The 12,532-nt window shown below is 68.3% G+C and carries 15 protein-coding genes and 1 tRNA gene; 7 read left to right on the top strand and 9 right to left on the bottom strand.

The features are described from left to right. Positions 1-8: 8 nt before the first annotated feature. Positions 9-1,469, bottom strand: coding sequence for an FHA domain-containing protein (locus tag IEV93_RS04975; protein WP_188487485.1), 1,461 nt, complete (start codon positions 1,467-1,469; stop codon positions 9-11). 351 nt (positions 1,470-1,820) lie between these two features. On the opposite strand from IEV93_RS04975, the gene IEV93_RS04970 reads away from it, so the two are divergent. Then, positions 1,821-1,903 (top strand) — tRNA-Leu (locus tag IEV93_RS04970). Positions 1,904-2,050: 147 nt separating this feature from the next. Here the strand turns inward: IEV93_RS04970 and IEV93_RS04965 are convergent. Next, positions 2,051-2,230 (bottom strand): hypothetical protein, encoded by a 180-nt coding sequence (locus tag IEV93_RS04965; protein WP_188487484.1) that lies wholly within the window; start codon positions 2,228-2,230, stop codon positions 2,051-2,053. 35 nt (positions 2,231-2,265) lie between these two features. Between IEV93_RS04965 and IEV93_RS04960 the strand changes: the two genes are divergently transcribed. Continuing rightward, on the top strand, positions 2,266-2,619 hold the full coding sequence (locus tag IEV93_RS04960; protein WP_188487482.1) for a hypothetical protein: 354 nt from the start codon (positions 2,266-2,268) through the stop codon (positions 2,617-2,619). 112 nt (positions 2,620-2,731) lie between these two features. On the opposite strand, the gene IEV93_RS04955 is transcribed toward IEV93_RS04960, so the two are convergent. The 3 genes from IEV93_RS04955 to IEV93_RS04945 all read right to left on the bottom strand — a co-directional run bounded on the left by IEV93_RS04955 (position 2,732) and on the right by IEV93_RS04945 (position 5,124). Next, positions 2,732-3,388, bottom strand: a complete 657-nt coding sequence (locus IEV93_RS04955) for a hypothetical protein (protein WP_188487480.1) — start codon at positions 3,386-3,388, stop codon at positions 2,732-2,734. Positions 3,389-3,449: 61 nt separating this feature from the next. Further along, the gene (locus tag IEV93_RS04950; RefSeq protein WP_188487477.1) at positions 3,450-4,067 is read right to left on the bottom strand and encodes a MarC family protein; all 618 of its coding nucleotides are present in this window, start codon (positions 4,065-4,067) and stop codon (positions 3,450-3,452) included. Between the two features lie 10 nt (positions 4,068-4,077). Further along, positions 4,078-5,124: a beta-ketoacyl-ACP synthase III gene (locus IEV93_RS04945; RefSeq protein ID WP_188487475.1), complete on the bottom strand. Its 1,047-nt coding sequence runs from the start codon at positions 5,122-5,124 to the stop codon at positions 4,078-4,080. Between the two features lie 150 nt (positions 5,125-5,274). On the opposite strand from IEV93_RS04945, the gene IEV93_RS04940 reads away from it, so the two are divergent. Both IEV93_RS04940 and IEV93_RS04935 read left to right on the top strand, forming a co-directional pair. Beyond that, positions 5,275-6,018, top strand: coding sequence for a pirin family protein (locus IEV93_RS04940; protein ID WP_188487473.1), 744 nt, complete (start codon positions 5,275-5,277; stop codon positions 6,016-6,018). A gap of 121 nt (positions 6,019-6,139) precedes the next feature. Beyond that, entirely contained in the window at positions 6,140-7,339 is a 1,200-nt protein-coding gene (locus IEV93_RS04935; RefSeq protein WP_188487471.1) for a PucR family transcriptional regulator, read from the top strand. On the opposite strand, the gene IEV93_RS04930 is transcribed toward IEV93_RS04935, so the two are convergent. Both IEV93_RS04930 and IEV93_RS04925 read right to left on the bottom strand, forming a co-directional pair. After that, positions 7,336-7,632 carry a hypothetical protein gene (locus tag IEV93_RS04930; RefSeq protein WP_229704890.1) on the bottom strand — a complete coding sequence of 99 codons (297 nt, stop codon included), beginning with the start codon at positions 7,630-7,632 and terminating at the stop codon, positions 7,336-7,338. The two genes, IEV93_RS04935 and IEV93_RS04930, sit on opposite strands and share 4 nt — an antisense overlap. Positions 7,633-7,717: 85 nt before the next feature. Next, complete coding sequence (locus IEV93_RS04925) at positions 7,718-9,520, bottom strand: penicillin-binding transpeptidase domain-containing protein (RefSeq protein WP_188487469.1); 1,803 nt, start codon at positions 9,518-9,520, stop codon at positions 7,718-7,720. Positions 9,521-9,686: 166 nt separating this feature from the next. On the opposite strand from IEV93_RS04925, the gene IEV93_RS04920 reads away from it, so the two are divergent. Continuing rightward, positions 9,687-9,887, top strand: coding sequence for a hypothetical protein (locus tag IEV93_RS04920; protein WP_188487467.1), 201 nt, complete (start codon positions 9,687-9,689; stop codon positions 9,885-9,887). A 6-nt stretch (positions 9,888-9,893) separates the two neighbouring features. Here the strand turns inward: IEV93_RS04920 and IEV93_RS04915 are convergent, their stop codons facing one another. After that, complete coding sequence (locus IEV93_RS04915) at positions 9,894-10,472, bottom strand: TetR/AcrR family transcriptional regulator (RefSeq protein WP_188487464.1); 579 nt, start codon at positions 10,470-10,472, stop codon at positions 9,894-9,896. A gap of 20 nt (positions 10,473-10,492) precedes the next feature. Between IEV93_RS04915 and IEV93_RS04910 the strand changes: the two genes are divergently transcribed. Next, entirely contained in the window at positions 10,493-11,173 is a 681-nt protein-coding gene (locus IEV93_RS04910) for a nitroreductase/quinone reductase family protein (RefSeq protein WP_188487462.1), read from the top strand. Between the two features lie 99 nt (positions 11,174-11,272). Further along, a complete protein-coding gene (locus IEV93_RS04905) occupies positions 11,273-11,548 on the top strand; it encodes a hypothetical protein (RefSeq protein ID WP_188487460.1) in 276 nt (91 codons plus the stop codon). Positions 11,549-11,586: 38 nt separating this feature from the next. On the opposite strand, the gene IEV93_RS04900 is transcribed toward IEV93_RS04905, so the two are convergent. Beyond that, entirely contained in the window at positions 11,587-12,531 is a 945-nt protein-coding gene (locus IEV93_RS04900; protein ID WP_229705123.1) for a glycine betaine ABC transporter substrate-binding protein, read from the bottom strand. Position 12,532: the final 1 nt, after the last annotated feature.

The raw sequence follows: 12,532 nt of genomic DNA, 5'->3' as shown, positions 1-12,532 counted from the left end.
ACGCGCCGTCACCCGAAGCGGACGGTGATGTCGGAGTGGCCGAGGCGGATGCGATCGCCGTCGGCGAGTTCCCAGCTGCTCACGGCCACGTCGTTGACGGTGGTGCCGTTGGTGGAGTTCAGGTCGTGCAGCAGCGCGACGTGTCCGTCCCAACGGATCTCGACGTGCCGACGGGAGACGCCGGTGTCGGGGAGCCGGAACTGGGCGTCCTGGCCGCGACCGATGACGTTCGAGCCGTCGCGCAGGGCGAAGGTGCGGTTGCTGCCGTCCTCGAGGACCAGCGTGATCGCGGTCGGCGCGTAGGCCGGGGCGGCCGTCGCGGCGCCGTAGCCCTGGTCGTAGCCACCACCCTGGTAGCCGCCCTGGTCGTATCCGCCGCCTGCGTACCCGGCCTGATCGTGCTGCGGGTCGGCGTAGCCCTGCTGGTAGCCACCCCGGGGCGCGTAGCCGCCCTGGTCGTAGCCACCCTCGCGGTACGCCTCGTCCCGGTAGCCCGGGTCCGCGTAGTTCGGTGCGGCGTCGGACTGCTGGTAGCCGCGGTCGTAGTTCTGGTCGTACCCGCCCTGGTCGTATCCACCGGCCTGGCCGTAGCCGCCCTGCTGGTAGCCCCCACCGGTCCGGTAGGCGCCCTGGTCGTAGCCGGGCTGCTGCTCGTATCCGGCGTTGCGGTCGTAACCGCCGCCCTGCTGGTATCCGCCGTCGCGGTAGCCCCGGTCGGCGTAGTTGGGGTCGGCGTCGGGCGCGGCGTAACCACCGGCATCAGCGCGATAACCACCCTGCTCGTATCCACCCTGCTCGTAACCGGCGCCGTTGACGTAGCCGCCCTCGGCGGGCGCGCCGTAGCCACGATCGGACTCGGGTGGGTAGGCACCCTGGCCGTAGCCGCCGCGATCGCTCTGGTCGTAGCCCCGCTCGCCCTGGTCGTATCCGCCTGCGGGTTCGTAACCGCGACGCTGGTCCGGTCCTGAGTTCTGGGTCATCGGCAAGGCTCCTGCTTCTGAGTTCGGGTGTGAACCGTGTGCGGTCGGGTGGGGGCGCGGGCGTGCTGCGGCCGGTGGTGGCGCGGACACCCGAGAACCGACCGGTTGCGGGCGGACATCGGGGTCGACCGCACCGCGTGCGCGGAACTGACCGGTGTGCAGCGTCGGTGAGTGCTCGAACTCGACGATGACATCACCGTAGGTCTGCCACCCGTTGTCGCGGATGAAATGCTCCAAATGCTTGGAGAATGTCTTGCGGTTGAGCTCGTACTCGGCTGCCATCTGCTCGTGGTCGGTCGAGCTGACCACGACGGTGTAACTGTTCGGCACGAGCTTTCCGCCGTCGCCGAGATCTTCGATGGAGTCCTCGGCCTCACGCTGCAGAGCGCCTTCGACCTCCTGGGGCGCGACCTTGCCCCCGAACACGCGGGCGAAGCCGTCGTCGACCGCACCCTCGAGCTTGCGCTCGATTCGTTGCAGAATTCCCATGTCGGGGACCTCCCTTCGCGCCATCAGCGTGTCGCCGTGCTTCTTACGCCGTTTGATGATAGCGATTCAACTGGCCAATCGTGCCATCACGGCATCACCCGCCACGCTAGTCACAGGTGTCGCAGATGGGTAACCGGCCCCCGATCAGATGGACGCATCGCCCCGACCTGCGGCGATGGATCACCCACTGCTCGTAGGGCAGGTCGCAGCGGCGGTACCGGATTCGATATCGCGTGGGTGCAATGGTGCGGGCGTGACGATTTAAGTGCGGTGGGGACTGCGTGCTATCGTCTTGCAGTCCGTTTCTGCAGCGGATTTTTCACCGCCCGGTCGCGTCGACGGGCAAGTCACGGGCGAGTGGCGGAATGGCAGACGCGCTGGCTTCAGGTGCCAGTGTCCTTCGGGACGTGGGGGTTCAAGTCCCCCTTCGCCCACATCAGCACGACCGGACAGCCCGGATCGCATCACGCGATCCGGGCTTTTCTCGTCTTCGGACCCGGGCGCGGCAAGTGCGCTTTACAAAACGTTTGCAGTCGCTTGCTGTACTTCCCCCGGCACCGCAGACCCCGGTGCCCCACTCATCAGTGCTCACCGACATCGCAAGGGGAAAGCATGAATTCATCCACGACCAGCACGTCGACTCGCGCCCGCATCGGGGCCATCGCCGCCGCGGCCGCCGTGGTGGCAGGCGGCATCGGCCTCGCCACGCCTGCGGTCGCGAACGCGGCGCCGGTCACCAAGACCATCACCATCGACGCCAAGACCCGGAGCGGACAACGTCTTCGCGCAGAGCGGCGTGACCGTGGCCGCGGGGTCGACGGTGTCGGTGACCGCGACCGGTACCGCGACGTTCGATCCCGGCTACACGACCGAGGTCGCGGGGCCGAACGGCTTCCCCACCCTCAACTGCACCAGCTCACCGTCGAGTCAGTGCGTGCTCGCGGACCGTCCCTTCATGGCCCTGGTGGGCAAGGTCGGCACCGCCGATCCCGTGCTGGTGGGTGCCGGCCCGACGACGCTGTCCGGATCCGGCCCGCTGTCGTTCGCCTTCAACGACAACGTCGACGGCTTCGCCAACAACGAGGGTTCGTTCACCGTGTCGATCACCTACACGCCGCCGTGCACCGGGATCTTCTGCTTCGGTTCGTGATCTGCAGCCGGACAACCGTTTCCGAGAGTCACTGACACCTACGAGCCGGGCAGTCCCATCCAGGGCTGTCCGGCTCGTTCGTCCGTGGTCGTCGAGTGCCTCGCGACGGCGCTCAGCCCGCCAGCGAGTCGATGGCGAGGACGGCTGCGATCACCGCGCCGATCATGAGGATCACCGACACCACCCGCGACGCGATCGGCAGCGCGGTCTGCAGACGGTCGAGCAGACGCTGGCCGGTCTCCTGCGGGAACAGTGTCAGTGCGAGCAGCAGGCTCGTGACCGGGACGAGGGCGATCAACACGAACACGATCGACACGACCACGCGGACCACCGTGCCGTCGTCGGCCATCACCGCGATCGCGCCGTAGAACGGCGCCGACGTCAACGACTGGATCGCCCACGTGAGCAGTCCCAGCGCGAAGGCGCCGAGTGGGCGCACCGTGCGCTGTACGGGGAGCGACGTCGGTGGACGACGGAATCCCTGGACTGCCATGCCGAAGACGACGAGCGCGATCACAAGCGCGATCACCGCGATCGCGGTCGGGGGGAACGCATCGATCGCGCGGTGAACGAGTCGGAGGATCACGGTGAACGAGAACGCCAACGTGATCGCCAGTCCGCACACCCCACCGACCACGAAAGCACCGGCCGTTCGGACGTACGCACCTCGTGACGGTGCCGAGACCCATACATAGGACACCGCGAGCAGTGCCAGGACGTTGATCGAGTCGACCGCCGCCAGCGGGACGATCGCAAGAATCGAGTTCATCGCCGCTGATTGTGCCGCAGGGGTGCGCAGCTCCGGACCACCAGGCACCGGCTGCGCCCGCTCACCGGGCGTCGATGAACCCCATGATCGAGTTCGCGATGAGCTGCACGGCGATCGCGGCCAGCAGCAGACCGGCGATCTTGGCCACCAGCGTCACCCCACCCACCCCGAGGATGCGGATCAGGACGGTGGAGAACCGCAGGACCAGAGCGAGAACGAGGTGCACGGTCACGATGGCCGCGGCGATGGCGACGTAGGCCGACCCGTGACCGTCGGCCTGCGACACCGCGACGATGACCGCCGCGATCGCGCCCGGGCCGGCCAGCAGCGGGGTGCCCAGCGGCACCAGGGCCACGTTGACGCCGTCGGCGGCCTTGGGGGAAGACGCGTTGCCCTGCCCGGTCAGCAGCTGTAATGCGACGAGCAGCAACAGGAGACCGCCCGCGCCCTGTAGCGCCGGCACGCCGATGTGCAGATAGCTCAGGATGAACTTGCCGCCGAGGGCGAACGTGCTGATCACCAGGAAGCTGATCGCGGGGGCCTGCCAGGCCGCGCGGTGTCGCTCGGCGGGCGTCTGATGACCCACCAGCGACAGGAAGATCGGGATCTGACCGGGCGGGTCCATGATCACGATCAGCGTGATGAGGACCGTTGTGTACTCGGTGACGTCGAAACCCACCTGAGTGTGATCAGACCGTGGCGGCGATCGGGGGCAGCGTGACGACCTGGCCGGCGTACGCCAGACCCGCACCGAACCCCATCAGCAGCGCGGTGTCGCCGGGCTTGGCCTCACCGCTGCGCAGCAACTCCTCCATGGCCATCGGGATCGATGCGGCGCTGGTGTTGCCCGACTGAGAGATGTCGTTGGCGACGACCGTCTCGTCGGGGAACTTGAGCACGCGCACGAGCGCCTCGGTGATGCGGCTGTTGGCCTGGTGCGGGATGAACGCGTGGATGTCCTCCGGCGTGACGCCCGCGTTGTCGATGGCGTCGCGGCAGGCCTTCTCCAGGAATGTGATCGCCCAGCGGAACACGGCGGGACCGTTCATGCGGATGTAGGGACGGACCGACGTGCCGCCGGTGGCCTCGGCCTCGGCGACCTCGTCGAAGTACTGCCCGAAGTCCTTGTCCTGCTTGATCGCCGTGGTCTGCGAGCCGTCGCTGCCCCACGAGACCGGTCCGACACCCTCGACGTCGGACGGTCCGATCACCACGGCGCCCGCGCCGTCGGCGAAGATGAAGGCGCAGCTGCGGTCGGTGGGATCCAACAGGTCGGTGAGTCGCTCGACGCCGACGACCAACGCGTACTTGGCCGCACCGGAGCGGACCAGCCCCGCGGCGGTGGCGAGCGAGTAGCAGAACCCGGCACAACCGGCGCCGACGTCGAACGCCGCGCAGTTCTCGATGCCGAGTTCGGTGGCCAGGACGGCGCCCGCGGATGGTCCGAGCACCAGCATCGACGACGTCGCGAGGACGATGGCGCCGATCTGCGCCGGGTCGACGCCGGAGGCCTCGAGGGCCTTACGGGCCGCGGCGAGGCTCATGCTGACGATGGTCTCGTCGTCGCCCGCGAAGCCGCGGGTCTTGATGCCCGAGCGGGTCTGGATCCACTCGTCGCTGGAGTCGATCGCCTCGATGATCTCCGAGTTCGGAACCGACCGGCGTGGACGGTAGACACCCAGTCCCAGGATGCCGACGTGGTCGGTGGTCGATGCGGTGGCGATTCCGGCGGTCATCTGCTTCTCCTCATGCACGAACGTCCGGTCCCCAACCACACCGGTGACAGCTGACGCCGCACATGCGCACGACGTCCCCTGCGAGCCTAAACTCCGTCGCGTGCCGTGACACACACGGTGCCGCAAATTCACGATGGGGAGGTCCGGTCGATGCCGGTCGCGGTGATTCGTGGTGCGCAGCGCCACCACTGGAGCAATGAGTGGCTGCATTCGGCGCAGTCGTTCCCGGTGACCGGCAACTTCGACCTCCAGGCCAACGCGTTCGGCGTACTCATGGTGCACAACGAGGACACCGTCGATGTCGGGTCCGGTTTCGACACCCACCAACACCGCGACTCCGAGATCGTCACGTGGTTGCTCGCGGGCAGCATCGAACACCGTGATTCCAGTGGGCACAGCGGGGTGATCGTCCCGGGCCTGGTCCAGCGGATGACCGCGGGCCGCGGGATCACCCACTCCGAACGCAATGCGTCCACCCGGGCCGAGGGGCTCGCCGCGCACGTCGTGCAGATGTGGCTGCCGCCGGACACCGACGGCCTCGACCCGGGCTACGCCGAGCGGGACTTCACCGCCGACCTCGCCGACGGGTCGTTGGTGCCGGTGGTGTCCGGATTGCGTCGGCACGCCGACACCTCGGCCGTCTCGATCGCCAATCGCTATGTCGCGATGCACGTGGCGCGGCCACCGTCGGGTCGGCGGATCGACCTGCCGTCCGCGCAGTTCGGGCATCTGTTCGTCGCCCGCGGCGAGGTGGAGGTCGACGGGGTAGGGGTCCTGACCGCCGGGGACGTGGCGCGGTTCACCGACATGGCCGGCGAGGGCACCTCCGCGGTGACGGCCGTGTCCGACGCCGAGATCCTCTACTGGGAGATGCACGCCTCGTTCGATCTCTGACGCCGGAAGCCAGGGTGGACCCGTCGCACGGGTCCCCTGATCGACTACTGGCACTTCCACAAAGACTTGGCCACACTGGATGTGCGTGCGCCCAACTGAGGGCGGCCGGGGGGAGAGATCCATGGAGGGGCGGACCGAGGTCATCCGTCGCCTGCACCAGCAGGCGTACACCGTGATCAACGGGTTCTCGTCGACGGTGCCTGCGTACGACAACGCGCCGAGCGCTCTCGTCGAACACGACATGGTGCACGGGACGCGTCTCAACGTCGACCTGTACTTCCGCTACCTGCAGACGCGGACGATGCCGACCACCGAGGAGCTCGGCCCGCTCATCGAACTCGCGCTCATGCGGCAACGTGACGGCGTCGCACTCGAGGACATCCTGGCGGTCTACCAGGGCGGCGCGACGATGATCTGGGACCAACTGACGAGTGCGCTGATCGAGCAGGACAGCACGTTCATGCTGGAGTCCGCGGCGGCGCTGGTCCGATACCTGACCACGGTCACCGGGCGGATCGCCGTGGCGTGCAGCCCATTGATCGTCTCGGACCACGTGTGGACGCGCGGTGACGCGAAGCGTGCGGTCGCGACGGCACTGCTGAGTGGGGCGTCCCCGCCGCCCGGGACGCTGGATCGCGCAGGTCCTCTCGCGACGGCCTATGTGGTGGCCGCGTTCGAACCCGCGCCGGACAGCGACCCCCGCATCCTGCGCGAGATCCACACCCGAACCGCAGCCGACGACGGTGCGTTGACCGTGTCGGACACGTCCGGATGGACGGCGTTGATACCGGCGGCCGACGTCGACGGGCGTGGGGCGGTCGATGTCCTCGAGGGCTTCATACCGCGGTCCGACCTGTCGGAGACGTCTCCGACGTTCTGGGCCGGGGTCTCCGCGCCGGCCACCCCGACCGGTATCCCCGCCGCACGGATCGAGGCGCAGACCCTGTGTCGCACGGCCCGGTTGCTCGACCGGTCCGACAGTCTCTGCGTGGGCGACGACGTGCTGTTCCCGTACGTGGTCGCGACCGCCCGCCCGGCGCACCCGTATCTGGAACGGGTCAGCGATGCCTTAAGAACGGATTCAGTTGCGCAGGAGACACTCTGGACCTTCCTGGACAACTCGTGTAATCAACTCGCGACAGCGCAGAGCATGCAGATCCACCGAAATACCGTGGCCTATCGCCTGGCGCGGGTGGCGAAACTGACGGGACACGACCCGCAGGACCCCGAGGGGAGTTGGGTGTTGGCGGCCGCGCGGTGGCACGGACGCGATGTCGGGAGGGTCGCCCCCGACACCGAGGCGCCGGAGGTCTCGGGCTAGGAGGCCGACGCGTCGGGGTGGATCTCGAGCAGCGCGGCGTCGTCGACGAAGACGATGTGCCCGCCGTCGATGTCCACGGCCCAGCGGCGTGCGGTCGCGATGCGCTCGGTCCCGATCCCGACCGGAGTGCCGGCCAGGTCGCCGAAGTCGTCGACGATAACGCCGCGGGCGTCGGACCCGTCACCGGTGTCGACCACCACCGTCATACCGATGGCGGGGCGGGTGTCGGGCTCCTCGGCGAGGGCGGTCGTCGGGGATGTCGGGGACGGCGCACTCCGACCAGGCGTTTTCATGGGTTCGACTATCCCACATCACCGATGGTGCCAGTAACCGATGTCACGAACGTGAGCGACGCCTCAGCGGGCTCGGAAGGAGACCTCAGTCGCCCAGCGACCCGCGCAGGAACTGACCGGAGACCGAGACGGCCGGGCTCGAGGAGTCGCCTCCGACGACCAGTGTCGCGAAGGCGACATCGCCGAGGATGCCCGCGAACCATCCGTGCGCGCCGGAGTTGTCGCCGAACTCGGCGGTTCCGGTCTTGCCGCCGAGACCGGGGATGTCGCGTAACGACCGCGCTGTCCCAGCGGTGACGGTGTCGCGCATCATCGAGCGGATTTGCGACACCACCGCTGGGTCGAGAGCCGGGGGACGCTGGTCGGCGGTCGTGGTCTGACCCGACAGCAGCGACGGCAGGATCATCGAGCCGTGCGCCAGGCTCGCCTCGGCGACGGCGAGACCGAACGGGCTCGTGGTGACGCGTCCCTGGCCGATGCCGCTCTCGACCCGCTGTGCCGGGGTGTCGGCGGCGGGCACGCTCCCGGTCACCGTGGTGATCCCGGGTGCGACGAAGTCGACGCCGATGCCGAATCGGGCTGCGGTGTCGCGTAACGCCGTCGGTCCGAGCTTGTCCGACAGCGCGCCCATGGTGGTGTTGCAGGACTGCGCGAAGGCCGTGCGCAGCGGCACGGTGCCGAGGTCGAACTCGTCCTCGTTCGGGATGGTGCGGTTCTCGATCGTCGCCCGACCCGGGCAGGGCAACGGTGTCCCGGCGGTGACGTCGCCTGATTCCAGCGCAGCCGCGGTGGTCACCGTCTTGAACGTCGACCCCGGCGGGTAGAGGCCCGACAGCGCGATCGGCCCCTGACGGTCGGCAGCCCCGTTCTGTGCCACCGCGAGGAGTCCGCCGGTCGACGCTGAGATCGCCACCAGAGCGGTTGGTTTCGCTTCTGAGGCCACCGCCCGCTGCGCCAACCGCTGCAGGCGGAGATCCAGCGTCAGCGGTACCGCCTCGACGTCGCCGGGTGCACGGGTGGCCAACCGGTCGACGGTGGTGCCCGACCCGTCCACCAGATCGACCGACCATCCGGCGCTCGCGGTGATCCGGTCGTTCCACCGGTCCGGGATCTGCGCGAGAGCGGGGGAGCGCAGTGAGCGGTCGACGGTGAGCAGCTTGCCCTGTTCGCTCACCGAGATGCCCGGGACGGCCCCGAGGCGATCGCGCACGGTCCGCAGGTCGCCGGCGCGCAGGGTGACCACCGTGACCGAGTCGGAGGTGGCCGCGTCGGCGGACGCGCGGATCGACGTCGCGGTGATGGAGGGGTCGATCCGGTTCAGTATCTGGGCGAGGGCGGCCGATCGCGCGTCGGCCTGGTCGCGCGCGACGGTGACGACGCCGACGGTCTGCCACGTGAGCAGCGGGAGGCCTCGCCGGTCGGTCACGGGGGTCTCGAGATTCTTGTCGTCGGAGTACTGAAAGCTCAGTGCCCGCGTGAGGGCGGGATGCAGGAGCGTCGGGTCCCAGTGCACCCGCCATCCGTCGTCGTCGGTCGCGGTCGCCTCGGTGCGGTAGGCGAACTCCTTGCCGGGTCCGAAGGTCCACCGGAACTCCAACGAGCCGCGCCCGGACTTCTCGTCGACACCCTCGGCGCGCACACTGACCTTCTTGCCGGCCTTCTGCGCGGCAGCGCGGTCACCGAACCCCATCCCCGCGTACATCGAGGTGATCGCCGCTCTTGCCGCCGCGGCGTCGTCGGTGTGACCGGCCGCGGCATCGACGTCGACGTCGGTCAGCGCGGTGGCGAGTGCCTCGTAGGTGTCGGTGGGGTCGTCGGCGAACAGCGAGCACCCCGCGACCCCGAGCAGCGTCGCGAGCAGGGCCACCAGAGCGCGGCGGGTTCGCACGGGTCGAGTCCCTTCGATCGGGCCGGTAGACGGATGACCGCCTGCACGTCGTCCACGAGTCTGTCGTGCCGACGTGGTCGCGGCCACAGCGACACGGCTGTGGTGGCCATCCGCATACCCACCGGCGACGAATCCTTAGCGAACGTACTCATTCGGAGGTGATGACATGGGCTCCAACTCGCATGATCGTCGTCGCACCATTGTCGAGTCGTCGAAGACCGTCCGACTGGGCGGTGCGACCGGGATGGTGGCCACCCTGGTGCAGTTCACGGACGGCTCGCTGGAGATCCGGACCGACGCGATGGACGCGGTCGGCCGGGCGGTTCGTGTCCACCCGGATGGTTCTGCCCGCACGATCGACCGCTGAGGCCGGTCAGGACAGGATCGAGGCGAGCACGAGGTCGAGGGGCCGTCGCAGGGAGTCGCCGTCGTACTGATCGCCCGCGGAGACAGCGTGCATCGCGAGTCCGTCGACGAGTGCCAATGCGGCCGCCGCCGCGTCCCGGCTACGGGGAGCGTCGTCTGGGCCCCAACGGCGTCGGAACGCCGACGCCACGGATGCGCGCACATCGTCGAGAACCTCCCGTTGCAGGGTCGCGAGGGCCGGCGACACCGCAGCACGAGCGGCGAAGGCGAGTTGGATGCGGGCCTCGGTGCGGCGCCGCGCGTCGACCGGCAGGAGTTCGCCGAGCACCGCCCGGAGGTCGGACTCGACGTCAGCGGTGAGCGGTACGGCGTTGACGCGTCGGCGTATCCGCTCGACGACCTCGGTGAACGCGCCGACCACCATGGCGTCCTTCGTCGGGAAGTAGTGCTGCACGGTCCCGATCGAGACGCCGGCCGACGCGGCCACCTCTCGGACCGTGGCGCGCTCGAGCCCGTGCTCGGACACCACCTCCAGGAGCGCGGTGAGTATCGACCGGGCCGGTTCAGGTCTTGACTTCACCGCCATGGCGAGGATCATACATCTGTATGAACTCATACAGATGTATTGCCGCGCTGCGCGGATCGATCGTGGCCCTGGCGGGGGCGCTCGCCCTGTCGTGGGGGCCGTACGCGGTGGATCCGTCCGGTGGGCTGTCGGCGCCGCTCGCACAGACGGCCGTGTTCGTCGGTCTCGTTCTCTCCTCGGCTGTGTGCCCGCGAGCGAAGTGGCGGCTGGTGCGGACGGTGCAGCGATGGGCACTCAACCCGGTGGTGCGAGTTCTGCACACGGTCGGCATCAACCCACTCGGGGTGGTGGTCCTGGAAACGCGTGGTCGGCGGACTGGCTGCGCCCGGCGCACACCGGTCGGCAACGGGCGCAGTGGGGATCTTCTCTGGGTGATCGCCGAACACGGACTGCGGGCACAGTACGTGCGCAACATCGTGGCGGATCCGCGAGTGCGGGTACGGATCCGATGCGGTCTGCGCCATCGGTGGGTCGCCGGCATCGCGACGGTGCTCCCCGACGACGATGTCCTCGCGCGTCAACGCGCCATCGTCGCCTGGCATCCGCTGCGGCTGTTCAACGCCATGAATGTCCGACTCCTCGGCGTGGAGCCGGTGTCGGTGCGCATCGCCCTGCTGCCCGACGATGCCGACTCCGACCGGACGAATGATCGTCATGTACGTCGAGCGATCGACAACACATCTGTACGGGTGGGGTTATAGTCGATTGCTGATAGTGAAATATGAACACGGGCCGCGTTCGGGGGGCCTCGCTACCGTGTCGGCTTTTCGGGTTCGAGCGACGCGTGACGGAGACATCGAGTGAATGACAACCGTATGACGGCCGGTGAGACCGGGTCGGTGGTACAGACCGTGGTCATCGGACTCAGTGGACATGCCGGCGTCCTGGTCGACGCCATGGGCCGGCCCGGCGAACGGGTCATCGAGTTGCTGAGCCGCGACGGTCGCATGACGACGATCGTCCAGCGTCCGGACGGCGCGCTGGTGGTAGGTACCGACGGTCTGCGCGACGCCGCGCACGCGGTTCGCGTGTCGGCCGACGGCGTCGCCGAGCCCGTCCCGATCGGTCAGATCTGACGCTCGTCGCGACCTGACCTGACCGGGTCGTCAGCGGGTCAGGACGACTCCTTGCTGACGAACCCTTCCTTGACCAGCCAGTCCCGCGCGACCTCAGCGGGCTCTTTGCCCTGGACATCGACCTGCAGGTTGAGGTCGGTGATCACGTCGTTGGTCAGCTTGTCCGAGACCGGCGTCATCACCTTCGCGATGTCGGGGTGCTCCTTGGCGTAGGCCTCGCGCATCACGATCGCTGCGTTGTAGTGCGGGAAGAACTGCTTGTCGTCGGTGAGGAGCTGCAGGCCCAGGGCCTTGATGCGCCCGTCGGTGGTGAACACCTCACCGAACTTGCACTGACTCGCGTCCGCGGTGGCCTGGTAGATGATGCCGGTCTGGAGGATCGACACCTGGGCCTTGGTAACCGGGAAGCCGTATGTGCTCGCCACACCCGGGAATCCGTCCTGGCGACTCCGGAACTCGGTCTCGAGACAGGTCTGCGCCGCACCCGGGTTCTTGTTGACCAGCGCTCCGTATTCGCTCAGCGTCTTCACCCCGGTGCTCTTGATGACCTCGGGGCTGGCCGCCAGTGCATAGGTGTTGTCCATCGGTGCGACCGCGGTCCACACGATGTCGTTCTTCTTCAGGTCCTCGTCGCGCACCGCCTCGAACTGCTTGGTCGCGTCCGGGATCGGCTTCTCGTTGCCCAGGTAGTTGATCCACCCGGTACCGGTGTACTCGTAGGTGATGTCGACCTGGCCCTGCGTCTGCGAGTCGCGGGTACTGCGCGATCCGACGATGCTGGTGAGGTCGCGTACGTCGGCACCGGCCGCCATCAACGAGAACTCGATGATGTATCCGAGGATGACCTGTTCGGTGAACTCCTTGGAGCCGACGGTCACCTTCACCCCGTCGAGCGCGGGGATGTTCTTGATCGATCCGGCCCCCACCGTGAACGGTGGCGTACTGCCGGAGGCGAGTCCGCAGGCCCCGATCGCAGCGGTCATC

The sequence above is a fragment of the Williamsia phyllosphaerae genome, assembly GCF_014635305.1.
Classification (GTDB): Bacteria; Actinomycetota; Actinomycetes; order Mycobacteriales; family Mycobacteriaceae; genus Williamsia_A; species Williamsia_A phyllosphaerae.
This window is presented reverse-complemented; position numbering and strand designations above follow the sequence as displayed.

What these genes read in the sequence shown, in the direction of transcription:
- IEV93_RS04975 (WP_188487485.1), bottom strand. Translation starts at nt 1,469, where the DNA reads ATGGGAATTCTGCAACGAATCGAGCGCAAGCTCGAGGGTGCGGTCGAC.
- IEV93_RS04955 (WP_188487480.1), bottom strand. Translation starts at nt 3,388, where the DNA reads ATGAACTCGATTCTTGCGATCGTCCCGCTGGCGGCGGTCGACTCGATC.
- IEV93_RS04945 (WP_188487475.1), bottom strand. Translation starts at nt 5,124, where the DNA reads ATGACCGCCGGAATCGCCACCGCATCGACCACCGACCACGTCGGCATC.
- IEV93_RS04940 (WP_188487473.1), top strand. Translation starts at nt 5,275, where the DNA reads ATGCCGGTCGCGGTGATTCGTGGTGCGCAGCGCCACCACTGGAGCAAT.
- IEV93_RS04935 (WP_188487471.1), top strand. Translation starts at nt 6,140, where the DNA reads ATGGAGGGGCGGACCGAGGTCATCCGTCGCCTGCACCAGCAGGCGTAC.
- IEV93_RS04930 (WP_229704890.1), bottom strand. Translation starts at nt 7,632, where the DNA reads ATGAAAACGCCTGGTCGGAGTGCGCCGTCCCCGACATCCCCGACGACC.
- IEV93_RS04920 (WP_188487467.1), top strand. Translation starts at nt 9,687, where the DNA reads ATGGGCTCCAACTCGCATGATCGTCGTCGCACCATTGTCGAGTCGTCG.
- IEV93_RS04915 (WP_188487464.1), bottom strand. Translation starts at nt 10,472, where the DNA reads ATGGCGGTGAAGTCAAGACCTGAACCGGCCCGGTCGATACTCACCGCG.
- IEV93_RS04910 (WP_188487462.1), top strand. Translation starts at nt 10,493, where the DNA reads ATGAACTCATACAGATGTATTGCCGCGCTGCGCGGATCGATCGTGGCC.
- IEV93_RS04900 (WP_229705123.1), bottom strand. Translation starts at nt 12,531, where the DNA reads ATGACCGCTGCGATCGGGGCCTGCGGACTCGCCTCCGGCAGTACGCCA.